We start from the raw sequence: 26,700 nt of genomic DNA, 5'->3' as shown, positions 1-26,700 counted from the left end.
AGGGCTCAGGACGCGACCGCGGAGCGCATGGCGGCCAGCACGAGCGTCTCGTCGGGCAGCGGCACGTTCGGATCGCCGTGCAGGAACACCCGGATCTGCCCGATCGCCTGATGGACGAGCATGTCGAGCCCGGACGCGACTCGGCCGCCGGCCTCGCCCCAGACCCGTGCGAGCGCGCTCGGCCAGGGGTCGTAGGCGACGTCGAGGAGCACGGCGTGTGCGCGGAGCGCGGCAGAGAACTCCGGCACCTCGGCACCTCCCGGAACCGTGCTGACGACGACATCTGGCTCCCGGTCGGGTTGCCAGCCGTAGTCGCGCACCACCACCGCGACACCGAGACCGTTCCCGAGCCCCACGAGCGGCTGAGCCTTCTCGGGCACGCGCGCCGCGACCGTCACGATCTCCACGCCCAGCTCCGCGAGCGCCGCGATCACCGAGGCGGCGGTCGCTCCCGCGCCGAGCAGGTGAGCGGTGTGCGCGGCAGTGAGGCCGGCATCCCGCAGCGCGCGCACGACGCCGACGACGTCGGTGTTGAAGCCGTACAATCCGCGATCGGTGAAGAGCACCGTGTTCGCACCGCCGACCACGTCGACCAGTCCGGCGCGCTCGCTCAGCAGGGGCAGGATGTCGCGCTTGAGCGGCATCGTGAGCGAGAGGCCGCGCCACTCGGGGCCGCACCCGGCCACGAACGCGGCGAGCCGCTCCCCCGTCATCTCGACGGCCTCATAGGTCCACGCCAGACCGAGCACCTCGTAGGCGGCACGGTGGATGACCGGCGATCTCGAGTGCCCGATGGGCGAGCCGAGCACCGCGAGTCTGTTGCGCTCGAACTCACTCACAGTAGGTGGCGTTCTCCGCACTGGCGTCGCACCACTCGAGCAGCTGATCGACGTAGCCCTGGTGCTCCTCCGCCGTCTCCGAGAACATGGTCTCTCCGGTGGCGAGGTTGATCGGCACGAAGAACAGCCACGGACCCTCGGCGGGGCTCAGCACCGCCTCGATCGCGAGATCACCGGGCAGGCCGATGGGGCCGACCGGGAGCCCGGGATTCGCGTAGGTGTTGTAGGGGTTGCTCGCGTCGGCGCGTTCCTCGGGCTCGGTCCACACGGTGTCGAGACGCCCGGTGCCGTAGGCGACCGTCGCATCCGACTCCAGGTTGATGCCCTGATCGAGACGGTTCTGGAAGACCCGCGCGACCTTGAAGAAGTCGTCCGGGTTGAACCCCGCCTCGCGCTGCACGATCGAGGCCTTCGTGAGCACCTCGTGGCGCTGCTCCACGGGTACCCCGAAGGAGTCCAGGTGCTCGAACATGGTCGTGACCATCAGCTGCAGGATGCCCTCGGCCGTCTCGGTGCCGTCGAGCTCGTAGGTCGCCGGGAACAGGTAGCCCTCGAGGCTGGGCGCCTGCGCCGGAACACCGTACTTCGTCGGGTCGGCCGCGGCCGCCTGCACCTCTTCGAGCGGGATGCCCGTGGTGCTCGCGATGATCTCCAGCGCGTTCGGCAGCACCGTGCCCTCGGTGATCAGCAGTTGCGCCGTCACCTTGTTGGCGGTGTCCTGCAACGCGGCCATCGCCGATGCGGCGCTCATCTCCTTCTGCAGCCGCCAGTTGCCGGGGAAGAAGCCGATGTCGGGGTTCTCGACCAGGTAGTCGTAGACGGCGTCGAAGGTCATGGTGACGCCGGCCTCGTGCAGCTTCGCCGCCACGTCGGAGCCGATGTCGCCCGAGACGATCGTCACGATCACTTCTTCGCCGTTGCCCGTGCCCTCGTAGTCGGTCGGCAGCGGGATGCCGAGCAGCTCGCGCACCTGCTCGTTGTAGTTCAACCACGCGTACGCCGCACCGCCGCCGACGACACCGAGCACGAGCACGATCGGCAGGGTGATCTTCAGCCACAGCAGATTGCGCTTGGCGGGAGGCTTGCCACCGCCGCGGCCCGACGAGCCGCCGCGCGGTCGCCCGGACTCGCTCTCGCGCAGCTCGCGCCGCGTCATCCCCGCACTCGGGGTCGCCGCCGCGGCCACCGGCGCCGCACCGGCGAACAGGCCGGCGAAGGGGTCGTCGGGCGATCCGGGGGCGGGGTCGGATGCTGCGGCCGCCGACACTGCCGCCGACGCCGTCTCCCCCGTGCCGAACAGACCGGCGAACGGGTCGGGCGCTGCCGCCGTGGACTCCGGCTGGGCGGGCGTGGCCGGCGCGGTCTCGCCGGTGCCGAGCAGCGCGGCGAACGCGTCGGGTGCCGCAGCGGGGAGTTGTTCGGGCGTCTGGGGCGCCTGAGCCGGAACCGCAGGCTGTGCGGCCCCGCCGAAGAGCGCGGCGAAGGGATCCTCCGGCTCGGCAGGACTCGCCGCGGCAGGCTGCGCCGGATACACCTGCGTCGGCGGGTACTCCGGCTCTCCCTTCGGCGCGGCGGGTGCGGCGGGCTCTGTCGGCTCCGCCTTGGGGAGGAAGATGTCCTCCCAGCTCGGCTCGTCGGCCATGCTCACAGTCCTTCGTCGGGGGTGACGACGTCGCCGGGCGGCCGTTCGGCCGAGCGCTCGAAGTCGAGGGCGTTCTGGAGAATGACAACGGCGGCAACCTGATCGACGACGGTGCGCGACGTGCGGGAGGTGCGGCCGGCGCTGCGCAGCGCCGCGTTCGCGGACACGCTCGAGAGCCGTTCGTCCACGAGTCGCACCGGCGCGCCCTGCACCTTGGCGAGTTCCAGCGCGAACCTGCGCGCGTCCGCCGTCGACGCGGTCTCGTTGCCGGAGAGGGCGATCGGCAGTCCCACGATCACCTCGACGGCCTCCACCTCGACGCAGAGCTCGGCGATCCGTGCCAGATCGCCCGGCCCGCGTCGCACCGTCTCGACGGGCGTGGCGATCATGCCGTGGGGGTCGCTGCGGGCCACACCGATGCGCACCGTGCCGACATCGACGCCCAGGCGCACCCCGGCACGCACGCCTACTGCCCGACCGTCGCGGTGATCGCTTCGAGCGCCGCGGGGATGGCAGCGACATCCGAGCCGCCGCCCTGGGCGAGGTCGTCCTTGCCGCCGCCACCGCCACCGAGCACGCCGGCGGCGACCTTCGCGAGCGCGCCGGCCTTGAAGCCGAGGCCGCGCGAGGCATCGTTCGTGGCGACGATCACGGCGGGCTTGCCCGCGACATCCGCCGCGAGAGCGACCACGCTCGCCGCGGAGCCGAGGCGCTCGCGCACGGTGGTGACGAGTCCGCGCAGGTCGTCACCGGAGTTCACGGTGCCGATGTGCTCGGCGACCAAGGTGACCTTGCCGACGCTTCGAGCGTTCTCCAGGATGGCGGGCACGCGCTGGGCGAGCTGGCCCGCCTCGAACTGGGCGATCTTGCGCTCGGCGGCCTTGAGGTCCGCCACGAGCGCGGCGATGCGATCCGGCAGCTGCTCCCGCGGGGTCTTGAGCGAGCTGGTGAGTTCGGAGACGATCGCGCGCTCGGCCGCCAGGTCACGGAACGCCTCGATGCCGACGAGCGCCTCCACACGGCGGTTCGTCGAGCCGACCGACTGCTCGCCGACGAGGTTGATCAGGCCCACTTCCGAGGAACGTCCCACGTGGGTTCCCGCGCACAGCTCGAGCGACCACGGTCCGCCGATCTCCACGACCCGCACCGTCTCGCCGTACTTCTCGCCGAACAGGGCCATCGCGCCGAGCGACCTCGCCTCGGCCAACGGCAGGATGCGCGTGGTCACCTCGAGGTTGTCGCGCACGGCGTTGTTGGCGACCTCTTCGATCTCGGTCTTCGTCGCGTGCGACAGCGCCTGGTTCCAGGAGAAGTCCAGGCGCATGAATCCGGCCTTGTTGTACGAGCCCGACTGGTGGGCTTCCGGGCCGAGGATCTGCCGCAGGGCGGCGTGGATGAGGTGCGTCGCGGAGTGCGCCTGGGTGGCGCCGCGGCGCCACTCCGGGTCGACCACGCTGGTGGCGGCATCCCCCACCCCGACCTCGCCGCTGGTGACCTGCACCTTGTGACTGACCAGGCCCTTCACCGGGCGCTGCACGTCGAGCACCTCGAGTTCGAAGCCCGAGCCGACGATCGTGCCCGCGTCGGCCTCCTGGCCGCCGGACTCCGGGTAGAGCGAGGTCTCCGCGAGGATCACCTCGGCGATCTGACCCGCCGTCGCTCGGTTCACGGAGGCGCCGTCGACGATGAGCCCGAGCACGGTGGTCTCGGTGTCGAGGTAGTCGTAGCCGGTGAACACCGTCTCGCCCATGGCACGAAACGCGCTGTAGACGGAGAGGTCGGCCAGGTGCTGCTTCTTGGCCTTCGCGTCTTCCTTCGCCATCGTGCGCTGGCGGTGCATGAGCGCGTCGAAGGCCTCGCGGTCGACGGAGAGTCCAGCCTCCTCGGCGATCTCGAGCGTCAGGTCGATTGGGAAGCCGTAGGTGTCGTGCAGCAGGAACGCCGAGTCGCTCGGGATCTCCTTGGCACCGGACTGCTGTGCACGGGTGACCGCGAGGTCGAGGATCGTGGTGCCCGCGGCGAGGGTCTTGAGGAAGGTCTCCTCCTCGCCGATCGCGAGGCGCGACGTGCGATCGAACTCGGTCGCCACATCCGGGTACTGCGCCTGCATCGCGTCGCGCGAGGCCGGGAACAGCTCGCCGAAGGTGGGCTCCTCCACGCCGAGCAGCCGCATGGCGCGCACGGTGCGGCGCAGCAGGCGGCGCAGGATGTAGCCGCGACCCTCATTGGACGGGCTCACGCCGTCCGTCATGAGCATGAGGCTCGAGCGCACGTGGTCGGCGATCACGCGCATGCGCACGTCGTCGTCGCGGTGGGCGCCGTACTTGCGCTTCGAGAGCTCGGCCGCCTTGTCGAGCACCGGGCGCACCTGGTCGATCTCGTAGAAGTTGCCGACGCCCTGCTTGATGAAAGCGACGCGCTCCATGCCCATGCCGGTGTCGATGTTCTTCTTCGGCAGCTCGCCGAGGATCTCGAAGTCCTTGCCGCTGCCCTCGCCGCGCAGGTACTGCATGAAGACGAGGTTCCAGATCTCCACGTACCGGTCGTCGTCGGTGGCCGGACCGCCGTCGGCGCCGTACTCGGGACCACGGTCGAAGAAGATCTCAGAGCACGGCCCGGCCGGTCCCGGCTGACCGGTCGACCAGTAGTTCGTGTCCTTGTCGAGGCGCTGGATGCGGTGGTCGGGCAGCCCCGCCGCCTCCTTCCAGTAGGCCACGGCATCGTCATCGTCCTTGTAGACGGTGACCCAGAGGTCCTTCTCGTCGAAGCCGAGTCCGCCATCGGACTCGCTCGTCGTCAGCAGCTCCCAGGCGTACTCGATGGCTTCCTTCTTGAAGTAGTCGCCGAAGGAGAAGTTGCCGTTCATCTGGAAGAACGTGCCGTGCCGCGGAGTCTTGCCGACCTCTTCGATGTCGAGGGTGCGGATGCACTTCTGCACGCTCGTCGCCCTCGGGTACGGCGCGGGCACGAGGCCGGTGAGGTACGGCACGAAGGGCACCATGCCGGCCACCGTGAACAGCAGGGTGGGGTCGTCGCTCACGAGCGAGGCGGACGGCACGACGGTGTGACCGCGATCGCCGAAGAAGGTCAGCCAGCGGTTCTGGATATCAGCGGTGTACATGGTGTCCTGAGGTCAAGCACGATCGCCCGGCGACTGCGGCGCCGGTGATCGAGCGGGGTCGAGATTCAGCGGCTGCGGAGATCCGCGATCACGTCCTCGGCCTCGGCGACCGCGGCGCGCAACTCCGCCTCGCGCGCCTTGTAGCCGTCGACGACCGCGCTGCCGAACTCACGGGCCTTCGCGTCGACATCCTCGAAGAAGCGCTTGCCCTCGGGGGTCTTGGCGACCTGGTGCGCGACGACGAAACCGACAGCGACCCCGACGAGCAGGAGGACGATGTTCTTCATGGGTGCTCCTCAGTGTGGATGGTGTGGTGAACGACCCTGCAAGCTTACGTCCTCGGGCCCCGGCGCTTCGGTGTGCGCAGCCCGCCGATCGCGGCCCGCACCCCGGCGGAGAACCCCGCGATCTTGATGAGCGGCCCGCCCACGGTCGCCGCGAACAGCGCGACGAGGGATGCCACATTGCCCGTCGCCTCCTCGACGCTGGAGGTGATCGCATCCACTCTGGCGAGTTGCTTGTTCGTCTCGCTCACGGTGGTCGTGGCCTCTTCGAGCAGCGGAGTGACCTCGTCCTTGATGCCGCGGATGGCATCCGAGGTCTCATCGAACACCCGGCCGAGCTTGAGGATCGGCACCGCCAGCAGCGCGACGAGAATCGCGAACACACCCGCGGCGATCAATCCCGCGATGTCACCACCGGTCATGGATACCTCCTGAGAACGACGAAGCGGGCCACCTTTCGGTGACCCGCTCCAGCGTATCGGTGTCGGTCCGCCCGATGATCGAGCGGAGTCGAGATCAGCGCGCCGCGTAGTACTCGACGACGAGCTGCACTTCGCAAGTCACCGGAACCTCGGCGCGCTTGGGGCGACGCACGAGGCGGGACTGCAGCTTGTCGATCTCGACCTCGAGGTAGGCCGGGACCTTCGGGAGCACGTCGAGGTGCGCGCCGGCGGCGGCGACCTGGAAGGGCTCCATCGACTCGCTGCGCTCCTTGACGTGGATGAGCTGACCCGGCTTCACGCGGAACGACGGGCGGTCGACGAGCTGGCCGTCGACGAGGATGTGGCGGTGCACGACCATCTGGCGCGCCTGCGCCGTGGTGCGAGCGAAGCCCGAGCGCAGCACGAGGGCGTCGAGACGCATCTCGAGCTGCTCGACGAGGTTCTCACCGGTCAGGCCCGCGGTCTTGCGCGCCTCCTCGAACTGGATCTTCAGCTGCGCCTCGCGGATGCCGTACTGGGCGCGCAGGCGCTGCTTCTCACGCAGACGCACGGCGTAGTCGCTGTCCGCCTTGCGCTTGGTGCGACCGTGCTCACCGGGAGCATAGGGGCGCTTCTCGAGGTACTTGGCCGCCTTCGGCGTGAGGGCGATGCCCAGCGCGCGCGAGAGGCGGGTCTTGCTGCGAGTACGTGACTTGGTAGACACGGTTTCCTTTTCTGTCGATCTGACGTTGGCAACCGGAGACTCGCGAGCACGCATGCGCGCGCAACATCGTCCGGTGAAATCAGAGGGATGACCCTGCGAGATCAGGTCGGCTACAGACCATGAACCTCTCGGCCGACGATTCCGTTGCAGCCGCGCGCGGAAATCAGGCCTTGGGCAGCGTCCAGAGTACCACTACTGGCCGCGGATGATCGAGCGCAGCTTCTCGAGGCGCGCCGCGACATCCCGCTCGTTGCCGTTGGCGCTCGGACGGTAGTACTCGGTGCCGAGAAGCTCGTCGGGCAGGTACTGCTGCTGCGCGACGCCGAACTCCTCGTCGTGGGCGTACTTGTATCCCTTGCCGTGGCCGAGCCGCTTCGCGCCGGGGTAGTGCGCGTCGCGGAGGTGCTTGGGCACGCGGCCGATCTTGCCGGCGCGCACGTCGGCGATCGCGGCATCCAGCGCGAGGTACGAGGCGTTCGACTTCGGCGCGGTCGCGAGGTAGACCACGGCCTCAGCGAGCGGGATGCGGCCCTCCGGCATGCCGATCAGCTGCACGGCATCCGCCGCCGCCATCGCGATCACGAGCGCCTGCGGGTCGGCCATGCCGATGTCCTCCGCCGCGGAGATGATCACCCGCCGGGCGATGAAGCGCGGGTCCTCCCCCGCCTCGATCATGCGCGCGAGGTAGTGCAGCGCCGCATCGACGTCGGAGCCGCGCACCGACTTGATGAAGGCGCTGATCACGTCGTAGTGCTCGTCGCCCTGCCGGTCGTAGCGCAGCAGCGCCCGGTCCACCGCGGTGGCGACGATCTCGGCGGTGATGGGGCTGTCCGCAGCGGAGGCCGACCCCGCCGCCGCCTCGAGCGCGGTGAGGGCGCGCCGGGCATCCCCCGACGAAAGCCGGATGATGGTGGCCCGGGCCTCCGGCTCGAGCACGACCTTGCCCGCCAGACCCCGGGGATCCTCGAGGGCGCGATCGATGAGCACGCCCAGGTCGTCGTCGCTGAGCGGCTCCAGCGTCAACAGCAGCGACCGCGACAGCAGTGGCGAGATCACCGAGAACGACGGGTTCTCGGTCGTGGCGGCGACCAGGATCACCCAGCCGTTCTCGACGCCCGGCAGCAGCGCGTCCTGCTGCGCCTTCGTGAAACGATGGATCTCGTCGAGGAACAGCACGGTGGACAGCCCGTACAGGTCGCGTGCCGACAGCGCCTCCTCCATCACCTGGCGCACGTCGCGCACTCCGGCGGTCACCGCCGACAGCTCCACGAACTTGCGGCCGGATGACGCGGCGATCGCCTTCGCGATGGTGGTCTTGCCCGTGCCGGGCGGCCCCCAGAGGATGATCGACGTCGCACCGCGCTCCCCCGAGGCATCCGTCGCGAGGCTCACCAACGGCGAGCCGGCACCGAGCAGATGCCGCTGGCCCGCGATCTCGTCGAGGGTGCGGGGTCGCATCCGCACGGCGAGCGGTGTCGCGCCGCTGCGCAGTCCGGGTTGGGCGTCCATAGGCGCAATGCTAACCGTGGCCACCGGCAGGTTTGGGCGCCCGCAGGCGGCACCGTACAGTATCCGAGGGACCGAAGGAGACACCGGGTGGCAAAGGCCAAGAGCACCGATCGTGAAGCGCGCGAGCGCCTGCGCCGTTACACCGCGCGCCAGCAGGTGCACGAGACGCAGACGAAGCGTCGCAGATTCGACAACCTGTTCGCCATCGGCGGCGTGATCATCGTCGCCGCGCTCGCGACGGTGACCCAGGTCTTCTACTTCAACGGCGGCCCGGGCACCCCGACCCCCGAGCCGACCATCAGCGCCGAGACGCCCGTCGCGGGCGAGAACGTCGGCGATGTTCCGGATGTCGCGCTCTCCGAGTTCCGCACCTGGACCGGCACACTCGGCCTCAACGACGTCGAACTCGGCATCGAGCTGGATGGCGCTGCCGCGCCGCAGACGGTCGCGTCGTTCGTGGCGTCCGCGGAGTCCGGGTACTACCCCGGCAAGACCTGCCACCGTCTCGTCTCGAGCGACGCCGCGGCGCTGCTGCAATGCGGATCGCTCGACGGAACCGGTGCCGGCGACCCGAGCTACAGCTTCGGGCCGCTCGAGAACACCCCGGTGGACCAGCTCTACCCGGCGGGCAGCATCGCGATGGCCCGCTCGGGCGGCGACGCGTACAGCAACGGCCGGCAGTTCTTCATCGTGCTCGCCGACACGACCCTGCCGAACGACGATGCCGGCGGCTACACGATCTTCGGCCACGTCACGTCGGGCCTCGACACGCTCATCGCCCAGATCGCCGCGGCGGGCGTCGTCGACGGTGCCGCGGATGGCGCCCCCGTCGTCGCGACCACGATCACGGGTCTCACGATCCAGTAACGCCTCCGGAAGCCCGGGCCGCTTGCCATAAGCTGAATCCCGGCCGGAACCGGCCCGAGCAGAGGGATGAGTGCAGTGGCAGACGATCAGGCTCCGTGGGGCCGCGTTGACGAGACGGGAACCGTCTACGTGCGCGAGGCCACCGGCGAGCGCGCCGTGGGACAGTACCCGGACGGCACGCCCGAGGAGGCACTCGCCTATTTCGAGCGCAAGTTCACCGAACTCGCAGGGCAAGTGACCCTGCTGGAGCAGCGCGCCAAGCGCGGCGCTCCTGCGGCGGACATCGCGAAGACCGTGAAGTCGCTCGCCGCGACGATCGCGACCGCCAACGCGGTCGGCGACCTCGCCGCCCTGCAGAAGCGCATCGAGGCACTCGGCGGCACCGTCACCGAACTGACCGAGAAGCAGTCCGAGGAGAACAAGGCGGCGGTCGCAGCGGCGCTCGCCGAGCGCGAGGCGATCGTCGTCGAGGTCGAGACCATCGCGGCGGCCGACCCGGCGAAGGCGCAGTGGAAGCAGGTCACGGCATCCGTCGACGCGCTGTTCGCGCGCTGGCAGCAGCACCAGGCCGAGGGTCCTCGACTGCCCAAGAACGAGGCCAACGAGCTGTGGAAGCGATTCCGTGCCGCGCGGGCGACCATCGACGGACACCGCAAGGCGTTCTTCGCCGAGCTGGACAGCGCCCACAAAGACGCACGCGCTGCCAAGCAGGCACTGGTCGAGAAGGCACAGGCGCTCATCGGCCGCGGCGCGGACGGCATCCCCGAGTATCGGGGTCTGCTCGACCGCTGGAAGGCCGCCGGACGCGCCGGCAAGAAGTTCGACGACTCGCTCTGGGCCGCCTTCAAGGAGGCCGGCGATGCCCTCTACGCCGCCAAGAGCGAGATTGACGCGAAGGACAACGTCGAGTTCGAGGCGAACCTCGCCCTCAAGGAGGAGCTGCTCACCGAGGCCGAGCCCCTGCTGAAGGAGACCGACCGCAACAAGGCCCGCGAGGCCCTGCTGTCGATCCAGAAGCGCTGGGATGCGATCGGCAAGGTCCCCCGCGACAAGGTCAAGATCATCGAGGACCGGCTGCGCAAGGTCGAGACGGCCGTGCGCAAGCTCGACGAGGAGCACTGGCAGAAGAACAACCCGGAGCGTCAGGAACGCGAGTCGGGGTTCCTCGGCCAGCTGAACGAGGCGATCGCCAAGCTCGAGACGGAACTCGCGGAGGCCAAGGCGGGCGGCGACCAGAAGAAGATCGCCGCGGCCGAGGAAGCGCTCGAGGCCCGCAAGGCCTGGTTGGGCGCCCTGGGCCGCTAATCCACAGGGGGCTGCTCTCCACCGATCCGCGGCTGCGCACACCGGCTCGGGATGCCGCGGCCCACCATGGTCGCATGCGGTTGCCCTCGGTGCTCACCACCCTCGACCTCCCGCTGCCCGAGCTGCACGCGGCGCGACTCGACGGCGACCTGTTCGGCCTCGATACCGGGTTCGCCCCGGTCGACGAGATCGAGACCGCCCAGCACCGCGCCCTGGTCGTGCATGCCGGCCTGCCCGCCCGGGTGATCGCCGAGCAACGCAGCGCGGCCTGGATCTGGGGCGCCGGTCTGGCACCCGCTCGGCACGAGGTCTGCGTGGCGATCGGGGCGCGCGCCCGCATCGCCGACCCGAGGTCCACGGTGGTGCGAGAGGTCGTGATCACCGCGGAGGAGATCGTCGAGCTCGACGGTCTCGCCGTCACCAGCCCGCTGCGCACCGTACTGGACCTCGCGCGGTTCAGCACGCACTTCGGCGACTCGGAGCGCCGCACGATCGCGGCGCTCATGGCCGACCACGCCTTCGACCTCGCCGACTGCCGCAGCGAACTCGATCGACGACGCAATCTGCCGCTCAAGCGGCTCGCGCACGAACGGCTCGACGCGCTCGAGCGAGGAAGCGCGCTCAGCCGGAGTTGACCCGGTAGACGTCGTAGACGGCGTCGATGCGACGCACGGCATTGAGCACCCGGTCGAGGTGCGTGACATCGCCCATCTCGAACACGAAGCGGCTGAGCGCCAACCGCTCACTCGACGTGGACACCGTGGCCGACAGGATGTTGACGTGGTTCTCGCTCAGCACCCGCGTCACATCCGACAGCAGCCCGGAACGGTCGAGGGCCTCGACCTGGATCTGCACGAGGAAGACCGACTTCGAGGTCGGCGCCCACTCGACCTCGATCATGCGCTCGGGCTCCGACTCGAGCGAGGCCACGTTGTGACAGTCCGCGCGGTGCACGGAGACCCCGGCGCCGCGGGTCACGAAACCGACGATCTCATCCCCCGGCACCGGCGTGCAGCACTTCGCGAGCTTGACCAGGATGTCCGGCGCTCCCCGCACGAGCACGCCCGAGTCGCTGTTCTTGATGGTGCGGCTGCGCCCCTTGGGCGTGAACTCGAACTCCTCGTCGGTCTCCGCCTCGGTGTGCAGTGACGCGAGCACCTTCTCGAGCACCGACTGGGTGGAGATGTGGCCCTCGCCGACGGCGGCGTAGAGGGCGGAGACATCCTCGTAGCGCATCTGGGATGCGACCTCGGCGAGGGTGTCCTGGGTCATCAGTCGCTGCAGCGGCAAATTCTGCTTGCGCATGGCGCGAGCGATCGCGTCCTTGCCGTGCTCGATGGCCTCGTCGCGGCGTTCCTTGGTGAACCAGGCGCGGATCTTGTTGCGGGCGCGCGTGCTCTTGACGAAGCTCAACCAGTCCTGGCTGGGCGCGGCATCCGGGTTCTTCGAGGTGAAGACCTCCACCGAGTCGCCGCTGTTGAGCACGCTCTCGAGCGGCACAAGACGGCCGTTGACCTTCGCGCCCATGGTGCGGTGCCCGACCTCGGTGTGCACGGCATAGGCGAAGTCGACCGGGGTGGCACCGGCGGGCAGCCCGATCACCTTGCCCTGCGGCGTGAAGACGTAGACCTCCTTGGCGCCGATCTCGAAGCGCAGCGAGTCGAGGAACTCGCTGGGGTCGCTGGTCTCCGCCTGCCAGTCGGTGATGTGCGCGAGCCAGGCCATGTCGGCGTCGTCGCGCCGGTTGCCGACCTCTTCACCCTTGACGCGTGCCTTGTACTTCCAGTGCGCCGCGACGCCGAACTCGGCCCGCTGGTGCATCTCGTGGGTGCGGATCTGAATCTCCACCGCACGGCCCTGCGGCCCGATCACGGTCGTGTGCAGCGACTGGTAGAGGTTGAACTTCGGGGTTGCGATGTAGTCCTTGAACCGCCCGGGAATCGGGTTCCAGCGCGCGTGGATCGAGCCGAGCACCGCGTAGCAGTCCCGCACCGAGTTCACGAGCACGCGGATGCCGACCAGGTCGTAGATCTCGTCGAACTCGCGACCGCGCACGATCATCTTCTGGTAGATCGAGTAGTACTGCTTCGGGCGACCGGCCACCGTGCCCTTGATCTTCGCGGAGCGCAGATCGTCGCGCACGGCGTCGATCACCTCCTGCACGAAGTGCTCGCGCTGCGGCGTGCGCTTGGAGACGAGACTCTCGATCTCCACGTAGAGCTTCGGGTGCAGCACCGCGAACGACAGGTCTTCGAGCTCGAGCTTGATCGCCTGGATTCCGAGCCGGTGCGCGAGCGGCGCGTAGATCTCCAGCGTCTCGGTGGCCTTGCGCACCGCGGACGCCTCGGGCACGAACCCCCAGGTGCGCGCGTTGTGCAGGCGGTCGGCCAGCTTGATCACGAGCACACGGATGTCCTTGGACATCGCGACGACCATCTTGCGCACGGTCTCCGCCTGCGCACTGTCGCCGTACTTGAGCTTGTCGAGCTTGGTGACACCGTCGACGAGCATCGCGATCTCGTCGCCGAAGTCCGCCTGCACCATGTCGAGGGTGTACTCGGTGTCCTCGACGGTGTCGTGCAGCAGCGCCGCCGCGATCGTCTTCGCCCCGATGCCGAGGTCGGCCAGGATCTGCGCGACCGCCACCGGGTGCGTGATGTATGGCTCACCGCTCTTGCGCAGCTGGCCGGCATGCGCGCGCTCGGCGGCGGCGTAGGCGCGCTCGATGAGCGCGATGTCGGCCTTGGGATGATGCGTGCGAACGGTCTTGATCAGTCGATCGACCGCGCCGGCCGGCTGCGCCCGGGAGAACAGTCGCGGCAGCAGCGTGCGCAGGGAGGCAGTGGTCTGCGTCGTTTCCGTCATGCGACCACCTCCGAACCGATTCTAGGCTTCGGAGACGATGGAGCCGCCCGCGTGGGGCCAGGCGACCATGCCGCCCTCGACACTCGCGGCGTCGTGTCCCTGCGCGCGCAGGTACTCGGTGACTCGCGCGGAGCGAGCTCCGCTGTGACAAACGATCAGCATCCGGCCGTCCGGGAGTTCGCCCAGCCGTTCCTGAATCTGCGACATCGGGAGCAGGACGGCCTCGGGGGCGTGCCCGGCATCCCACTCGTTCTGTTCGCGCACGTCGATGAGCGGCGTGCCGGCGGCGGCGAGTGCCACCGCCTCGGCGGTGCCGATTGCGGCATCCATCACTGCCGTGCCGCCTCGCGGTTGGCGAGGATGCGCTTGGTGCGCTCCTTGATCGCCGGCTCGTTCTCACGCAGGTGCGCGTAGATTGGCGCGCCGATGAAGATCGTCGAGTAGGTGGCCGCCACGATGCCCACGAACAGGGCGAGGGCGATGTCGCGCAGCGTGCCGGCGCCCAGCAGATACGCACCGACGAAGAGGATCGCCGCGACCGGCAGCGCCGCGATGACACCCGTGTTGATCGAGCGCACCAGAGTCTGGTTGACACCGAGGTTGACCGACTCCGCGAAGGTGCGCGTGGAACTCTCGGCGTCGTCCGCCGTGTTCTCGCGCACCTTGTCGAAGACCACGACGCTGTCGTAGAGCGAGTAGCCGAGGATCGTCAGGAAGCCGATGACGGCCGCCGGGGTGATCTCGAATCCGAAGATGCCGTAGACGCCGACCGTGATGATCATCACGTGCAGCAGCGACAGGTTCGCCGCGAGCGACATCTTCCAGGTGCGGAAGTAGATCCACATGAAGAGCGCCGCGAGCACGACGAACACGATGAGCGCCCGGATCGCCGCAGCGCTGATGTCGGCGCCCCATGACGGCCCGACGAAGGATGCCGTCACCGACTCGAGCGGCACACCGAACGCGTCCGCCAGCGCCTGACGCACCTCGTTGGACTGCTCCGCGCCGAGCTGCTCGGTCTGCACCCGCAGCGACCGGTTGGCCTCGTCGCCGACGAGCGAGACGTGGGGTGAAGCATCCGGCACCGCGGCGAGCACGGTGTCGGTCGCGAGCTGCTGGTCGGGCTGCGCCTCGACGCCGGCGACCTGGAACTCGGATCCGCCGCGGAACTCGATGCCGAAGACGAACCCACCGCGCAGGATCGGCACGACCACCGAGGCGATGATGAGCAGCGCCGCGATGGCGTACCAGATGCGACGCTTGCCGACGAAGTCGAACGAGCGCTTACCGGTATAGAGGTCGTTTCCGAACTGCACCAGGCTGGCCATCAGGAGTCCTTCCCGTCGAGCTCGGCGGCCTTGCGCTCCGCGATCGTCTGCCGCCTCGCGGCCTCACGGCTCGCGCCGGACTTGCCGGCGACCACCGGAGCCCGGAACTGGGCTCGGCCGCGATACACCGCACCGAGCGCGTTCGGGTCCAGTCCGCTGGCGGGATGCCCGCTGGAGAAGAACCGCGTCGCCGCAAGCAGCTGCAGCATCGGGTGCGTGAAGAGCACGACCACGATCACGTCGATGACGACGGTGATGCCGAGGGTGAAGGCGAAGCCGCGCACGTTGCCCACCGCGAGGATGAACAGCACGATCGCCGAGATGAGGTTGATCGACTTGGCGGCCAGGATCGTGCGCAGCGCCCGCTTCCAACCGGCCTCGACCGCGCCCTCGAGGCTACGACCGTCGCGCAACTCGTCGCGGATGCGCTCGAAGTACACGATGAAGGAGTCGACGGTCAGACCGATCGCCACGATCAGACCCGCGACGCCGGCGAGCGAGAGCCGGTAGCCCTGCCGCCACGACATGATCGCGATCACGAGGTAGGTCAGCACTGCCGCGACGACGAGCGAGGCGAGGGTGACGCTCGCGAGGGCGCGGTACTGGAACACGGAGTATCCGACGACCAGGATCAAGCCGATGAGGCCGGCGATGAGGCCGCTGGCGAGCTGTGCGGAACCGAGGGTCGCCGAGATCACCTCCTGGCTGAGCACCTCGAAACCGATGGGCAGTGCGCCGAACTTGAGCTGGTCGGCGAGGGTCTTGGCGGACTCCTGCGTGAACGAGCCGCTGATCTGCGGCTTGCCGTCGGTGATGATCGCCTGCGTGGTCGGCGCGGAGATGATGCGGCCGTCGAGCACGATCGCGAAGCGGTTGCGCGGGTCGGTCTGCGGGAACCCGAAGAGACGCTCGGTGACCGCGGCGAACTGCTCGGTGCCGGTGCCGTCGAAGGTGATGAACACGCCCCACTGACCGGTGCTGACGCCCTGCGAGTTGAGCACGAGCCCGCTCGAGGCGTCCGCGATGTTCTCACCGGCGACCTCGACGGGACCGAGCAGGTACTTGTAGGCGTTCTGGGTGTCGCAGGTGACCAGCGGCTCGCCCGCCGGTGCGACGTTCGCGGCGCTCTCGTCGACGGTGGCGCAGTCGAAGTCGAGGTACTCCTGGTAGAGCGCAGGGCTCACCCAGTTCGGGTCGCTCGCGTCGGTGGGGCTCGCCGTCGGGGTGGTCGACAGCGATTCCGTCGGCTCCGGGGTGGGCGACGCGGTGTCCTCAGGCGACGGGGTGGCGGTGCTGTCGCCGGTGTTGTCCACCGTGCTCGTGGCCGCGACATCCGTGTAGATCACCGGACGGAACTCGAGCTTCGCCGACGACTGGATGCGCGCGAGGGTCTGCTCGTCGGGCTCGCCCGGGATCGCGACGACCACGTTGCGGTCGCCCTGCGTGGTCACCTCGGCCTCGGACACCCCGGCCGCGTCGATGCGGTCGCGGATGATCGACACAGCCTGATCGAGCTGATCCTGCGTGACGACCTGCCCGCTCTCCAGCTGAGCGCCGAGCACGATCTGCGTGCCGCCCTCGAGGTCGAGTGCGAGCTTCGGCGCCCACGACGCGCCGCCGAAGGCGACGCCGAGGCCCAGGATGCCGGTCAGCACGGCGGTGATGACCCCGAGCCAGGTCAGGGATCGCCACGCGCGCTTGACGGGCGTGTTCCTGGCCGGCTTGGCGGAGGTTGTTCTGGCCACTTCGGCGAACTCAGCTTTCTCTGCAGGACGCTACGGGTGCACGCGACTCACGGGCGCCCTTGAGCTGCCAGCCGCGAGGGCTGGCATCCAAGCGTAGCGGCTACTCGCCGGTCTTCTTGGTCGTGCGACGGGCCGGCTTCTTCTCGACCCGCTCGCCGAACTCCGGCTCGGTCTTCGCCGCGGCCTCGGCCGCCTCGCGCTCCGCCTGCTCGCGGTCGGCGATGGCGCGCGCCTCCTCGACGGAGCGGGGCTCGCCCTCGGTCGTGGGCTCGACGACCTTCGCGAGGGTCTGGCGGTGAACCTTGATGACGGTGCCCTTGGCGATCTCGAGCTCGGCGACGTTGCTCACCTCGTCGATCGACTTCAGGGTGCCGAACAGGCCGAAGTTCGTCATGACCTCCGCGCCGGGAACGATCTTCGACGCGAGCTCCTCCTGCTGCTGCTTGCGCTTGCGGGAGTTGCGGAACATGAAGAAGATCAAGACGGCCAGAATGGCGAGCATTCCGATTGTCAACGGATCAATGGGCATGAAATACCTTCCGAGAAGACTGAGTGTCAGGCGGCGAGTCTAGGAATACAGCCTGATAGCGCGCTGCTCGCGCGACCATTGAGAATTATAGGTCATCCCCGAAGAGGTCGGGCTGACCGGATGCGATGCCGAAGTGCTTCCACGCGGCGCGCGTGGCGACCCGGCCGCGCGGCGTGCGGCTGATGAGGCCGACCCGCACCAGGAAGGGTTCGACGACCGATTCGATCGTCTCGCCGTCCTCCCCCACCGAGACGGCGAGGGTGTTGAGCCCGACCGGTCCGCCGTCGAAGCGGGTCAGCAACGTCTGCATCACCGCGCGATCGAGGCGGTCGAGGCCCAGGGCGTCGACGTCGTAGAGCTCGAGCGCGGCGTGCACCGCGGCGAGCCCGTCGGTGCCGTGCACGAGTGCGTAGTCGCGCACGCGGCGCAGCAGCCGGTTGGCGATACGCGGGGTGCCGCGACAGCGTCCGGCGATCTCGGCGAGAGCCTCGCGATCGATGTCGAGCTCGAGCAGGCGCGCAGCGCGCACGAGCACCTCTTCGAGCTCCGGCTCGTCATAGAACTCCAGATGCGCCGTGAAGCCGAAACGATCGCGCAACGGATTGGGCAGCAGCCCCGATCGGGTGGTCGCGCCGACGAGCGTGAACGGCGCCAGGTCGAGCGGGATGGATGTCGCGCCCGCCCCCTTGCCCACCATGATGTCGATGCGGAAGTCCTCCATCGCCAGGTACAGCATCTCCTCCGCGGAGCGTGCCATGCGATGGATCTCGTCGATGAAGAGCACCTCGCCCGGCACGAGTGACGAGAGCACCGCCGCGAGGTCGCCCGCGTGCTGGATGGCGGGACCGCTCGACATGCGCAGCGGCCGTCCGCTCTCGTGCGCGACGATCATCGCGAGCGTGGTCTTGCCGAGCCCCGGCGGCCCGGCGAGCAGGATGTGGTCGGGCGCCCGGTTCTGGATCGCCGCCGCCTGCAGCAACAGTTGCAGCTGACCGCGCACCTTGGTCTGGCCGACGAACTCGGCCAGGGAGCGCGGACGCAGCGCGCCCTCGAAGGCGAGCTCGGCATCCGATTCGACCGTCGGCTGCACGATCGGGTCGCTCACGATGCGCTCCCGGCAAGTTGCTGAGGCCCAAGCCCCGCGAGGGCGAGCCGCAACAGGGCGGGCACGCTCTGACGCTCGCCGTCGGATGCCGCGGCCAGGGCATCCTCGACCGCCTGCAGCGCGACGCGCTCGGCCCAACCCAACCCCACCAGTGCGACCGTGACGCTCTCGCGCACGTTCGCGGGCGCGGTGGCCGACGACGGTGCGGAGGCGGCGACGTGCAGCTTGCCGGCGAGTGAGACCGTGATGAGCTTCGCGGTCTTCGGGCCGATGCCGGAGACCTTGCGGAAGGCGCCGTCGTCGTCGCTCGCGACCGCCGCAGCGATCTGCGCCGGCGTCATCGCGGCGAGCACGCCCATCGCGCTCTTCGGGCCCACGCCGCTCACGCCGCGCAACAGGTCGAACACGGCCAGCGCCTCCGCGTCGGGGAATCCGAAGAGCGACAGATCGTCTTCGCGCACCACGAGGGCGGTGTGCACGAACGCCTCGCCGCCGACGCGCAGGGAGAGCGCGTGCTGCGGGGTGACCTGCACCGCAAGTCCGACGCCGCCCACCTCGATCACCACCGCGCCACCGAGTGCGCTCAGCACCGTGCCGCGCACGGAGGCGATCACGGGCGTGCTCCGTTCGAAGTCATGTTCGAATCTTAGGCCCGGGCGGCCCGCTCGGCATCGCGCCACGCCCGTTGGGCAGGGGTGAGTGCCGTGTCGGGCGCCACCGCGACGGGGGCGCGCCAGGCGTGACAGATCGCGATTGCGAGGGCGTCCGCGGCATCCGCGGGCTTGGGAACCTCGGCGAGACCGAGCACTCTCGCGACCATCGCACCCACCTGCCGCTTGTCGGCGGAACCGTACCCGGTGATCGCCGCCTTCACCTCACTGGGCGTGTGCAGCCCCACCACGAGACCGCGGGATGCCGCGACCTGCAGCGCGACGCCGCTCGCCTGCGCCGTGCCCATCACCGTGCGCAGGTTCTGTTGCGCGAACATGCGCTCCAACCCGACCGCCGCCGGCGAGAACTCGTCGAGCACCGCCGCGATGCCCTCGGCGATCGCGAGCAGCCGCCGTTCGAGCGGGAGCTCGGGCGGGGTGCGGATCACCCCCACGTGCACGAGCGTCGCCGTGCGGGTGGGGGCAACATCCACGACGCCGACGCCGCAGCGGGTCAGCCCTGGGTCGATGCCGAGCACCCGCAACGTCATGCGGTCTAGTCTTCGTCGAGTTCGGCCTGCACCTCGGGCGACACGTCGTAGTTCGCGTAGATGTTCTGCACGTCGTCGGAGTCCTCGAGCGCGTCGATCAGGCGGAACACCTTGCGTGCGGTCTCGACATCCACGTCGACGGTGAGGCTCGGCACGAACTCCGCCTCGGCCGAGTCGTAGTCGATGCCCGCCTCCTGCAGGGCCTTGCGCGCCTCGACGAGCTGGGAGGGTTCGGTGATCACCTCGAAGCCGCCGCCATGGTCCTTGACCTCTTCGGCGCCCGCGTCGAGCACCGCGAGCAGGATGTCGTCCTCGGTCACTGAATCCGTCTTCGTGATCGAGATCACGCCCTTGCGGTGGAAGTTGTACGCCACGCTGCCGGGGTCGGCCATCGTCGCGCCGTTGCGCGTCATGATCGTGCGCACCTCGGCGGCCGCGCGATTCTTGTTGTCGGTGAGGCACTCCACGAGCAGCGCGACACCGTTGGGGCCGTAGCCCTCGTACATGATCGTCTGGTAGTCGACCGACTCACCGGAGATGCCGGCACCGCGCTTGATGGCGCGGTCGATGTTGTCGTTGGGCACCGAGGTCTTCTTGGCCTTCTGCACGGCGTCGTACAGGGTGGGGTTGCCCGCGAGGTCGGCGCCCCCGATCTTCGCGGCGACTTCGATGTTCTTGATGAGCTTGGCGAACGACTTGGCACGGCGCGAATCGATGATCGCCTTTTTGTGCTTAGTCGTGGCCCACTTGGAATGGCCTGACATGGGCACCATTCTACGGTTCGCGTAGCGTTGGTCCGTGGCGTGGTTCCGGATCCTGTACGCGAAGAACGCCTTCGTGCGCTCGGCGGGCGATCCGGCACGGCTCACCCCGGCGTCCGGCCTGCGCGCCATGGCGGTGTTCTATCGGGAGCACCGGGCGCAGCACGCCGCCCCCGCCGACGGCGACGACGTGCTCGAGTTCCGCTGGGAGCGCGCGGGCGACAAGTTCGAGGTGGCCGTGCTGCGTCGGCTCCGCCGCCATGGCAGCGATGGGCCCGAGCGGGTGCTGCGGTTGGCGTGGCGGTTCGCGCGCTCGGCCGAGCGGGATGCCGCGGCATCCGGTCACCTCGCGATCGACGACCCCGCGCGCGCCACCGCCTTCGTGCGCGAGGTCACCGCGTCGGCGGCGTGGGCGGCCATTCGTGGAGCGCGACCGCGCAGCTCCACGATCGTCGAGGAGTGAGGCGCATCTCGCGCTCTCCCGCCGAGCGGGCCGTCGCGCGCGTCAGGAGTCGCGCAGGCGAACCCCCGACGCACGCAGTTCGAGTTGGGCCAGCTGCCGCACGACGTGCTCGTCCCCACGGCGCCACGCCCCGAGCGCGTCATGGCTCACCGCGGTGATCGCCGGCAGCTTCTGGGTCGCGAGGGCGCGCAGCGCGAGCAGATCCATGCCGACGCCGGTGTTGACGACGGCGTTGGCACGGCCCGCCCGTCGCACGAAGCGGATGCGCGGCACGAGCCACAGCACCAGGATCATCACGATCGGCAGCAGCGGGATGCCGATACCGAGCCCGAGCGCGAGCTGGAGCACAGCATCCTGCTGACTCTGCCCCGCCGCCTCGAGCGCCTGACCTGCCTGGCTCGCCCCATCGAACGGAGTGCGGATGCCGCCGCCGATCAGCGGGACCCCGCCGAGCGTCTCACCGACCTGCGTCATGGTCTCGCTGAAGCCGGCCCCGGCCTGTTCCATCTGCACGCCGAAGGCCGCGAGGTTCTCGACCAGTTGGAACAGGAACACGCCGAACCACACCCAGAGCGCGATCAGCCCGATCGCCACGAGGTCGCCGATGATCTGCCGCGTGCGCCTGGCACCGAAGTCCGAGTACAGCTTCATGCTGCAACTCTGCCGCACGCCGCGGGTTCGCGGGGCACGAGTGCACGCGTGCGGTGCTCGAGTCGGGCCTGCGGTGCCGCGCGTGCCGTGCTGCGCGTGCGCTGCTGCGCGTGCCGTGCTGCACGTGCGCTGCTGCACGTGCGCTGCTGCGTGCCGTGCTGCGTGCGGTGCTGCACGGATTCGGGCCCGGCACCGCGTGTCGGCGGGCGCCGCACGGCGTGTCGGCCCGAATCCGTGCCGCAAGGTCCATGGCGACGGCGAGCAGGCCTCCGCCACCCATGCCGCCAGGGCGCGGCTCAGGCGGCGCGCACCTTCGTCAGGAAGTACTCGTGGAACCGGGTATCCCCCGTCATCTCGGGATGGAACGACGTGCCCAGCAGCGGACCCTGCTCGACGGCGACCACCCGCCCGTCCTCCAGTTGCGCCAGCGGCGTGGCCCGCTCCCCCACCCGCTCGACCACGGGCGCACGGATGAAGACCGCGTGCACGGGCGGCTCGCCGAGCACGGGCACGTCGAGGTCGGTCTCGAAGGAGTCCAGCTGCCCGCCGAAGGCGTTACGCCGAACGTCCAGGTCGAAACCGCCGAGCGACTGCTGGCCCTCGATCGCATCGAGCACGGTGTCGGCGAGCATGATCAGTCCAGCACAGGTGCCGTAGACGGGCAGTCCGGATGCGATCGCCGCCTTCAGCGGTTCGGCCAGCCCGAACAGGCGGCTCAGCTTGTCCATCACGCTGGACTCACCGCCCGGGATCACCAGGCCGGCCACGCGCTCGAGTTCCTCCGGGCGCTTGACCGGCACGGCATCCGCACCGAGCCCGTTCAGCACCGCGAGGTGCTCACGGAAGTCGCCCTGCAGGGCGAGGACGCCGACCCGAACGCTACCAGCCACGCTCGGAGAGCCGGTGCGGTGCCGGGAGGTCGGACACGTTGATGCCGACCATCGCCTCGCCGAGACCGCGGGAGGCTTCCGCGATCACCTGCGGGTCCTCCCAAAACGTGGTCGCCTTGACGATCGCCGCGGCGCGCTGGGCGGGGTTGCCGGACTTGAAGATGCCGGAGCCGACGAAGACACCGTCGGCACCGAGGTGCATCATGAGCGCGGCATCCGCGGGCGTTGCCACGCCACCGGCGGTGAAGAGCACGACGGGCAGTTTGCCGGTCTCGGCGATCTCCTTGACCAGCTCGTACGGGGCCTGCAGCTCCTTGGCGGCGACGTAGAGCTCGTCCTTCGACTTCGACTTCAGCGCGTTGATCTCGCCCGTGATGGTGCGGATGTGCTTGGTGGCCTCGGAGACATCCCCGGTGCCGGCCTCGCCCTTCGAGCGGATCATCGCCGCACCCTCGGTGATGCGGCGCAGGGCCTCGCCGAGGTTGGTGGCGCCGCAGACGAACGGCACGGTGAACTGCCACTTGTCGATGTGGTTGACGTAGTCGGCGGGCGAGAGCACCTCCGACTCGTCGATGTAGTCGACCTTGAGGGCCTCGAGCACCTGGGCCTCGACGAAGTGGCCGATGCGCGCCTTCGCCATCACGGGGATCGACACGGCGGCACGGATGCCGTCGATCAGGTCGGGGTCGCTCATGCGCGCGACACCCCCCTGGGCGCGGATGTCGGCGGGCACGCGCTCGAGGGCCATGACGGCGACCGCTCCCGCATCCTCGGCGATCTTCGCCTGGTCGGCGGTGACGACGTCCATGATGACGCCGCCCTTGAGCATCTCGGCGAGTCCGCGCTTGACGCGGTTCGTGCCCAGTTCTTCAGTCATGTTCCTAGATTCTACTCGGGGTGGTTGGGAGCCAATCGGCGCTCAGTGGCTTGGCCATGCCTCGGCGACCTCGGCACGCACCTCGCCGAGCAGGCGCGGCACCGCTTTGGTGCCGGCGATGATCGGGAAGAAGTTCGCGTCGAGCGCCCACCGCGGCACCACGTGCTGGTGCAGGTGGTCGGCCACGCCGGCTCCGGCGATGCGGCCCTGGTTCATGCCGATGTTGAAGCCGTGGCATTGCGCGGTCTCGGTGAGCACGCGCATCGCCTCCTGGGTCAGGCTACCGATCTCGGCGACCTCCTCGGGCGTCGCCTCGTCATACGTCGCAACATGCCGATACGGGCACACCAGCAGATGACCGCTGTTGTACGGGTAGAGGTTCAGCAGCACGTAGGCGTGCACGCCGCGATGCACGATCAGGGCGTCCTCGTCGGAGAGGGTCGGCGCCACGCAGAACGGGCACTCGTCGGTCTCGGGCTCGCGCTCCTGGTTGGTCTTGATGTAGGCGATGCGGTACGGCGTCCACAGCCGCTGGAATGCGTCGGGCACCGCGGCGAAGGCCGCGCCGTCCTCCACCGTGCCCAGCTCGGTGCCGTCGTAGTCGCGCACGGTCAGACCTGCGCCTTGGTCGCGATCGCCTCCGTGATGCGTGAGATCGCGGCATCCACGGGGATGCCGTTCTCCTGGCTGCCATCACGGAACCGGAAGCTCACCGAGCCGTTCGCGGCATCCTCCGCTCCGGCGATCAGCTGGAACGGCACCTTCTGCAGCGTGTGGGTGCGGATCTTCTTCTGCATGCGGTCGCTCGAGGTGTCGAGCTCGGCGCGCACACCGAGGCCCTTCAACCGGTCGACGATCTCGCCGAGGTAGCCCTCGTAGTCCTCCGCGACCGGGATGCCGACCACCTGCACGGGCGACAGCCACACCGGGAACGCACCGGCGTAGTGCTCCAGCAGGATCGCGAAGAACCGCTCGATGGAACCCAGCAGCGCGCGGTGGATCATCACCGGCTGCTGCTTCGTGCCATCGGAGCCGGTGTACTCGAGCTCGAACAGCTCGGGCTGGTTGAAGTCGAGCTGCACCGTGGAGAGCTGCCAGGTGCGACCGATCGCGTCGCGGGCCTGCACCGAGATCTTCGGGCCGTAGAACGCCGCTCCCCCGGGATCGTCGACGAGTTCGAGTCCGGAATCCACGGCCACCCGACGCAGGGTCTCGGTCGCGACCTCCCACTGCGCGTCGGTGCCGACCGACTTGTCGGGGTCGCGAGTGGAGAGCTCGAGGTAGAAGTCGTCGAGGCCGTAGCCGCGCAGCGTCTCGAGCACGAACTCGAGCTGGCGGGCGAGCTCGGGCTCGACCTGCTCCGGGGTGACGTAGATGTGCGCGTCATCCTGGGTCAGACCGCGCACACGCGTCAGGCCCTGCAGGGTGCCGGACTTCTCGTAGCGGTACACCGTGCCGAACTCCGCCAACCGCAGCGGCAGCTCGCGGTAGCTGCGACCGCGCGCCCGGAAGATCAGGTTGTGCATCGGGCAGTTCATGGGCTTGAGGTAGTAGTCCTGGCCCTGGCGCGTGACGTGCCCCTCCGCGTCGCGCTCCTCGTCGAGGTGCATCGGCGGGAACATGCCCTCCTTGTACCAGTGCAGGTGCTGGCTGATCTCGTAGAGGTGGCCCTTGGTGATGTGCGGGGTGTTGACCAACTCGTAGTCGTTGGCGATCAGCCGCTCGCGCATGTAGTTCTCGATCTCGGCGCGGATGATGCCGCCCTTCGGGTGGAACACCGCCAGGCCCGAGCCGATCTCCTCCGGGAACGAGAACAGGTCGAGCTCGCTCCCGAGCTTGCGGTGATCGCGCTTGGCGGCCTCCTCGAGGCGCTCGAGGTACACCCGAAGCTCGTCCTTGGTGGGCCACGCCGTGCCGTAGATGCGCTGCAGCTGCTTGTTCTTCTCGCTGCCGCGCCAGTAGGCGGCGGCGTTGCGCTGCAGCTTCCAGCCGTTGCCGATCATGCGCGTGTTCGGCAGGTGCGGGCCGCGGCACAAGTCTTTCCAGTACACCTCGCCGGTCTTGCCGTCGACGTTGTCGTAGATCGTCAACTCCGCGCCGCCGACCTCCACGGATTCGCCGTCCTCGAACTGCTGGGTGCCCGTGGCGTGCCCCTTCAACCCGATCAGCTCAAGCTTGTACGGCTCGCCGGCGAGCTCGGCGCGCGCCTCGTCCTCGGTGACCACGCGGCGCTGAAAGCGCTGACCCTGACGGATGATGCGATCCATCGCCTTGTCGATGGCCTTCAGATCTTCCGGCGTGAACGGCTCGGCCACATCGAAGTCGTAGTAGAACCCGTCGGTGACCGGCGGACCGATGCCGAGCTTGGCCTCGGGGTTGATCGACTGCACCGCCTGCGCCATCACGTGCGCGGCCGAGTGCCGCAGCATGTTGAGTCCATCGGGTGAATCGATGGTCACCGCCTCGACGGTGTCGGTCTCGGTCACCATCGCCGCGAGGTCCTTGAGTTCGCCGTTGACGCGCATGGCGACGACGGTGCGGTCGGTGAAGAGGTCGAATCCGGTCTGGCTCACGGATCAACTTTAGTCGCGGCTCTTGTCACTGCCGCGCCCGTGGCATACCGTACCGGCCATGACCGAACCGCTGCGTCGCCAGGCGCTCGTCGATACCGATCCGGCTCGCGCATTCGAGCTCTTCACGGAGCGCCTGAACGCCTGGTGGCCGCTCGAGCGCTACTCGGTGTTCGGCGACGGCAGCGTCGCGTTCGAGGAGGGTCGCATCGTGGAGCGCTCCGGCGACCGCGAGAGCGTATGGGGTGAGGTCACCGAGTGGGAGCCGCCACGCGCGCTCGCGTTCACGTGGCACCCCGGGCATCCGATCGAGCAGTCGACGGATGTCGCGATCACCTTCGAGCCGGACGCCGACCAGACCCTCATCACCCTCGTGCACACGGGCTGGGAGCGCCACACCGACCCGGAGTCGGCGCGCGGCGAGTACGACGAGGGCTGGCCGCTCGTGCTCGCGGCGTTCGTGGGGCTGGTCGACGAACTGCAGTAGCCGGGGAACGACAAAGGCCCCGGATCGCTCCGAGGCCTCGAGTCGTGGTGGGCGATACTGGGATCGAACCAGTGACCTCTTCCGTGTCAGGGAAGCGCGCTACCGCTGCGCCAATCGCCCATGCTTATTGAGTTGTGTGAAGGCCTGGCCTTCCGAGGTGGCGACGGGATTCGAACCCGTGTACACGGCTTTGCAGGCCGTTGCCTCGCCTCTCGGCCACGCCACCGTGTGCGGCAGACCCCGGGTTTCCCCGAGGCCTTCCACCGAGCGGATGACGAGATTCGAACTCGCGACCCTCACCTTGGCAAGGTGATGCGCTACCACTGCGCCACATCCGCATGCTCGCTTTCGCGTGCTAGACGACTGTAGCCGATCCTGGGGCACGTTCCAAACCTGTTACCGGCGGGTCGCCGCGTATGGCAGGATTGTTGACCGCGGGCGATTGGCGCAGTTGGTAGCGCGCTTCCTTCACACGGAAGAGGTCATCGGTTCGAGTCCGGTATCGCCCACCACTA

At 69.0% G+C, this 26,700-nt stretch carries 27 protein-coding genes and 4 tRNA genes; 6 read left to right on the top strand and 25 right to left on the bottom strand.

The window, feature by feature from the left end:
* Positions 1-5 precede the first annotated feature (5 nt).
* The 8 genes from PYV02_RS11985 to PYV02_RS11950 all read right to left on the bottom strand — a co-directional run bounded on the left by PYV02_RS11985 (position 6) and on the right by PYV02_RS11950 (position 8,541).
* Positions 6-839, bottom strand: coding sequence for a shikimate dehydrogenase (locus PYV02_RS11985; RefSeq protein WP_275759265.1), 834 nt, complete (start codon positions 837-839; stop codon positions 6-8).
* Positions 832-2,481 carry an endolytic transglycosylase MltG gene (gene mltG / locus PYV02_RS11980; RefSeq protein WP_275759264.1) on the bottom strand — a complete coding sequence of 550 codons (1,650 nt, stop codon included), beginning with the start codon at positions 2,479-2,481 and terminating at the stop codon, positions 832-834. The genes PYV02_RS11985 and mltG overlap by 8 nt, the downstream gene beginning before the upstream one ends.
* 2 nt (positions 2,482-2,483) lie before the next feature.
* Positions 2,484-2,945, bottom strand: coding sequence for a Holliday junction resolvase RuvX (gene ruvX / locus PYV02_RS11975; protein WP_275759263.1), 462 nt, complete (start codon positions 2,943-2,945; stop codon positions 2,484-2,486).
* A gap of 2 nt (positions 2,946-2,947) precedes the next feature.
* Positions 2,948-5,602: an alanine--tRNA ligase gene (gene alaS, locus PYV02_RS11970; RefSeq protein WP_275759262.1), complete on the bottom strand. Its 2,655-nt coding sequence runs from the start codon at positions 5,600-5,602 to the stop codon at positions 2,948-2,950.
* A 65-nt stretch (positions 5,603-5,667) separates the two neighbouring features.
* On the bottom strand, positions 5,668-5,889 hold the full coding sequence (locus tag PYV02_RS11965) for a hypothetical protein (RefSeq protein WP_275759261.1): 222 nt from the start codon (positions 5,887-5,889) through the stop codon (positions 5,668-5,670).
* Positions 5,890-5,933: 44 nt separating this feature from the next.
* Positions 5,934-6,308, bottom strand: coding sequence for a DUF948 domain-containing protein (locus tag PYV02_RS11960; RefSeq protein WP_275759260.1), 375 nt, complete (start codon positions 6,306-6,308; stop codon positions 5,934-5,936).
* Between the two features lie 94 nt (positions 6,309-6,402).
* A complete protein-coding gene (rpsD, locus tag PYV02_RS11955; RefSeq protein WP_275759259.1) occupies positions 6,403-7,032 on the bottom strand; it encodes a 30S ribosomal protein S4 in 630 nt (209 codons plus the stop codon).
* Between the two features lie 192 nt (positions 7,033-7,224).
* Entirely contained in the window at positions 7,225-8,541 is a 1,317-nt protein-coding gene (locus tag PYV02_RS11950; protein ID WP_275759258.1) for a replication-associated recombination protein A, read from the bottom strand.
* 87 nt (positions 8,542-8,628) lie between these two features.
* On the opposite strand from PYV02_RS11950, the gene PYV02_RS11945 reads away from it, so the two are divergent.
* The 3 genes from PYV02_RS11945 (at position 8,629) to PYV02_RS11935 (ending at position 11,348) form a co-directional block, all read left to right on the top strand.
* The gene (locus tag PYV02_RS11945) at positions 8,629-9,408 is read left to right on the top strand and encodes a peptidylprolyl isomerase (protein WP_275759257.1); all 780 of its coding nucleotides are present in this window, start codon (positions 8,629-8,631) and stop codon (positions 9,406-9,408) included.
* Between the two features lie 66 nt (positions 9,409-9,474).
* Entirely contained in the window at positions 9,475-10,713 is a 1,239-nt protein-coding gene (locus PYV02_RS11940; RefSeq protein WP_275759256.1) for a DUF349 domain-containing protein, read from the top strand.
* Positions 10,714-10,787: 74 nt separating this feature from the next.
* Positions 10,788-11,348, top strand: coding sequence for a type IV toxin-antitoxin system AbiEi family antitoxin (locus PYV02_RS11935; protein WP_275759255.1), 561 nt, complete (start codon positions 10,788-10,790; stop codon positions 11,346-11,348).
* Here PYV02_RS11935 and PYV02_RS11930 read toward each other — a convergent pair.
* From PYV02_RS11930 to PYV02_RS11890, 9 genes are all read right to left on the bottom strand, one after another.
* Positions 11,335-13,578: a RelA/SpoT family protein gene (locus tag PYV02_RS11930; RefSeq protein WP_275759254.1), complete on the bottom strand. Its 2,244-nt coding sequence runs from the start codon at positions 13,576-13,578 to the stop codon at positions 11,335-11,337. The genes PYV02_RS11935 and PYV02_RS11930 overlap by 14 nt on opposite strands.
* Before the next feature lie 21 nt (positions 13,579-13,599).
* Positions 13,600-13,908, bottom strand: coding sequence for a rhodanese-like domain-containing protein (locus tag PYV02_RS11925; protein WP_275759253.1), 309 nt, complete (start codon positions 13,906-13,908; stop codon positions 13,600-13,602).
* Positions 13,908-14,906 (bottom strand): protein translocase subunit SecF, encoded by a 999-nt coding sequence (gene secF / locus PYV02_RS11920; protein ID WP_275759252.1) that lies wholly within the window; start codon positions 14,904-14,906, stop codon positions 13,908-13,910. The genes PYV02_RS11925 and secF overlap by 1 nt, the downstream gene beginning before the upstream one ends.
* Positions 14,906-16,651, bottom strand: a complete 1,746-nt coding sequence (gene secD, locus PYV02_RS11915) for a protein translocase subunit SecD (RefSeq protein ID WP_275759251.1) — start codon at positions 16,649-16,651, stop codon at positions 14,906-14,908. The genes secF and secD overlap by 1 nt, the downstream gene beginning before the upstream one ends.
* 100 nt (positions 16,652-16,751) lie before the next feature.
* The gene (yajC, locus tag PYV02_RS11910; protein ID WP_275759250.1) at positions 16,752-17,153 is read right to left on the bottom strand and encodes a preprotein translocase subunit YajC; all 402 of its coding nucleotides are present in this window, start codon (positions 17,151-17,153) and stop codon (positions 16,752-16,754) included.
* Between the two features lie 112 nt (positions 17,154-17,265).
* Positions 17,266-18,285 carry a Holliday junction branch migration DNA helicase RuvB gene (ruvB, locus tag PYV02_RS11905; protein ID WP_275759249.1) on the bottom strand — a complete coding sequence of 340 codons (1,020 nt, stop codon included), beginning with the start codon at positions 18,283-18,285 and terminating at the stop codon, positions 17,266-17,268.
* Positions 18,282-18,899 (bottom strand): Holliday junction branch migration protein RuvA, encoded by a 618-nt coding sequence (ruvA, locus tag PYV02_RS11900; protein ID WP_275759248.1) that lies wholly within the window; start codon positions 18,897-18,899, stop codon positions 18,282-18,284. The genes ruvB and ruvA overlap by 4 nt, the downstream gene beginning before the upstream one ends.
* Positions 18,900-18,931: 32 nt before the next feature.
* The gene (gene ruvC / locus PYV02_RS11895; RefSeq protein ID WP_275759247.1) at positions 18,932-19,486 is read right to left on the bottom strand and encodes a crossover junction endodeoxyribonuclease RuvC; all 555 of its coding nucleotides are present in this window, start codon (positions 19,484-19,486) and stop codon (positions 18,932-18,934) included.
* 5 nt (positions 19,487-19,491) lie between these two features.
* Entirely contained in the window at positions 19,492-20,250 is a 759-nt protein-coding gene (locus PYV02_RS11890; RefSeq protein WP_275759246.1) for a YebC/PmpR family DNA-binding transcriptional regulator, read from the bottom strand.
* A gap of 34 nt (positions 20,251-20,284) precedes the next feature.
* Between PYV02_RS11890 and PYV02_RS11885 the strand changes: the two genes are divergently transcribed.
* Positions 20,285-20,710 carry a hypothetical protein gene (locus PYV02_RS11885; protein ID WP_275759245.1) on the top strand — a complete coding sequence of 142 codons (426 nt, stop codon included), beginning with the start codon at positions 20,285-20,287 and terminating at the stop codon, positions 20,708-20,710.
* Between the two features lie 42 nt (positions 20,711-20,752).
* Here PYV02_RS11885 and PYV02_RS11880 read toward each other — a convergent pair whose 3' ends face one another.
* From PYV02_RS11880 to thrS, 5 genes are all read right to left on the bottom strand, one after another.
* Complete coding sequence (locus PYV02_RS11880) at positions 20,753-21,361, bottom strand: hypothetical protein (protein WP_275759244.1); 609 nt, start codon at positions 21,359-21,361, stop codon at positions 20,753-20,755.
* Between the two features lie 296 nt (positions 21,362-21,657).
* Positions 21,658-22,251, bottom strand: coding sequence for a pyridoxal 5'-phosphate synthase glutaminase subunit PdxT (gene pdxT, locus PYV02_RS11875; protein ID WP_275759243.1), 594 nt, complete (start codon positions 22,249-22,251; stop codon positions 21,658-21,660).
* Positions 22,241-23,128: a pyridoxal 5'-phosphate synthase lyase subunit PdxS gene (gene pdxS / locus PYV02_RS11870; protein WP_275759242.1), complete on the bottom strand. Its 888-nt coding sequence runs from the start codon at positions 23,126-23,128 to the stop codon at positions 22,241-22,243. Before pdxS ends, pdxT begins: the two co-directional genes overlap by 11 nt.
* Positions 23,129-23,170: 42 nt before the next feature.
* Positions 23,171-23,737 (bottom strand): HIT family protein, encoded by a 567-nt coding sequence (locus PYV02_RS11865; RefSeq protein WP_275759241.1) that lies wholly within the window; start codon positions 23,735-23,737, stop codon positions 23,171-23,173.
* A 2-nt stretch (positions 23,738-23,739) separates the two neighbouring features.
* Positions 23,740-25,653 (bottom strand): threonine--tRNA ligase, encoded by a 1,914-nt coding sequence (thrS, locus tag PYV02_RS11860; RefSeq protein ID WP_275759440.1) that lies wholly within the window; start codon positions 25,651-25,653, stop codon positions 23,740-23,742.
* Between the two features lie 106 nt (positions 25,654-25,759).
* On the opposite strand from thrS, the gene PYV02_RS11855 reads away from it, so the two are divergent.
* Positions 25,760-26,185, top strand: a complete 426-nt coding sequence (locus tag PYV02_RS11855) for an SRPBCC domain-containing protein (RefSeq protein WP_275759240.1) — start codon at positions 25,760-25,762, stop codon at positions 26,183-26,185.
* Between the two features lie 45 nt (positions 26,186-26,230).
* Here PYV02_RS11855 and PYV02_RS11850 read toward each other — a convergent pair.
* The 3 genes from PYV02_RS11850 to PYV02_RS11840 all read right to left on the bottom strand — a co-directional run bounded on the left by PYV02_RS11850 (position 26,231) and on the right by PYV02_RS11840 (position 26,523).
* A tRNA-Val gene (locus PYV02_RS11850) sits at positions 26,231-26,305 on the bottom strand.
* A gap of 35 nt (positions 26,306-26,340) precedes the next feature.
* Positions 26,341-26,411 (bottom strand) — tRNA-Cys (locus PYV02_RS11845).
* Positions 26,412-26,451: 40 nt separating this feature from the next.
* Positions 26,452-26,523: transfer RNA gene (locus tag PYV02_RS11840), tRNA-Gly, on the bottom strand.
* A 98-nt stretch (positions 26,524-26,621) separates the two neighbouring features.
* Between PYV02_RS11840 and PYV02_RS11835 the strand changes: the two genes are divergently transcribed.
* Positions 26,622-26,697 (top strand) — tRNA-Val (locus PYV02_RS11835).
* Positions 26,698-26,700 lie beyond the last annotated feature (3 nt).

The sequence above is a fragment of the Antiquaquibacter metalliresistens genome (assembly GCF_029211225.1).
Taxonomy (GTDB): domain Bacteria; phylum Actinomycetota; class Actinomycetes; order Actinomycetales; family Microbacteriaceae; genus Rhodoglobus; species Rhodoglobus metalliresistens.
The sequence above is the reverse complement of the archived record's forward strand: the minus strand, read 5'-3'. Positions and strand labels throughout refer to the sequence as shown.

Excerpts from the sequence above, each read along its gene's own strand:
- yajC (WP_275759250.1), bottom strand. The coding sequence starts at position 17,153 with ATGCTCGCCATTCTGGCCGTCTTGATCTTCTTCATGTTCCGCAACTCC.
- alaS (WP_275759262.1), bottom strand. The coding sequence starts at position 5,602 with ATGTACACCGCTGATATCCAGAACCGCTGGCTGACCTTCTTCGGCGAT.
- pdxS (WP_275759242.1), bottom strand. The coding sequence starts at position 23,128 with ATGACTGAAGAACTGGGCACGAACCGCGTCAAGCGCGGACTCGCCGAG.
- PYV02_RS11950 (WP_275759258.1), bottom strand. The coding sequence starts at position 8,541 with ATGGACGCCCAACCCGGACTGCGCAGCGGCGCGACACCGCTCGCCGTG.
- thrS (WP_275759440.1), bottom strand. The coding sequence starts at position 25,653 with ATGCGCGTCAACGGCGAACTCAAGGACCTCGCGGCGATGGTGACCGAG.
- PYV02_RS11890 (WP_275759246.1), bottom strand. The coding sequence starts at position 20,250 with ATGTCAGGCCATTCCAAGTGGGCCACGACTAAGCACAAAAAGGCGATC.
- PYV02_RS11940 (WP_275759256.1), top strand. The coding sequence starts at position 9,475 with ATGAGTGCAGTGGCAGACGATCAGGCTCCGTGGGGCCGCGTTGACGAG.
- PYV02_RS11960 (WP_275759260.1), bottom strand. The coding sequence starts at position 6,308 with ATGACCGGTGGTGACATCGCGGGATTGATCGCCGCGGGTGTGTTCGCG.
- PYV02_RS11880 (WP_275759244.1), bottom strand. The coding sequence starts at position 21,361 with ATGAAGCTGTACTCGGACTTCGGTGCCAGGCGCACGCGGCAGATCATC.
- ruvC (WP_275759247.1), bottom strand. The coding sequence starts at position 19,486 with ATGACGTTGCGGGTGCTCGGCATCGACCCAGGGCTGACCCGCTGCGGC.
- PYV02_RS11965 (WP_275759261.1), bottom strand. The coding sequence starts at position 5,889 with ATGAAGAACATCGTCCTCCTGCTCGTCGGGGTCGCTGTCGGTTTCGTC.
- PYV02_RS11935 (WP_275759255.1), top strand. The coding sequence starts at position 10,788 with ATGCGGTTGCCCTCGGTGCTCACCACCCTCGACCTCCCGCTGCCCGAG.
- secF (WP_275759252.1), bottom strand. The coding sequence starts at position 14,906 with ATGGCCAGCCTGGTGCAGTTCGGAAACGACCTCTATACCGGTAAGCGC.
- PYV02_RS11930 (WP_275759254.1), bottom strand. The coding sequence starts at position 13,578 with ATGACGGAAACGACGCAGACCACTGCCTCCCTGCGCACGCTGCTGCCG.
- PYV02_RS11855 (WP_275759240.1), top strand. The coding sequence starts at position 25,760 with ATGACCGAACCGCTGCGTCGCCAGGCGCTCGTCGATACCGATCCGGCT.
- PYV02_RS11925 (WP_275759253.1), bottom strand. The coding sequence starts at position 13,908 with ATGGATGCCGCAATCGGCACCGCCGAGGCGGTGGCACTCGCCGCCGCC.
- mltG (WP_275759264.1), bottom strand. The coding sequence starts at position 2,481 with ATGGCCGACGAGCCGAGCTGGGAGGACATCTTCCTCCCCAAGGCGGAG.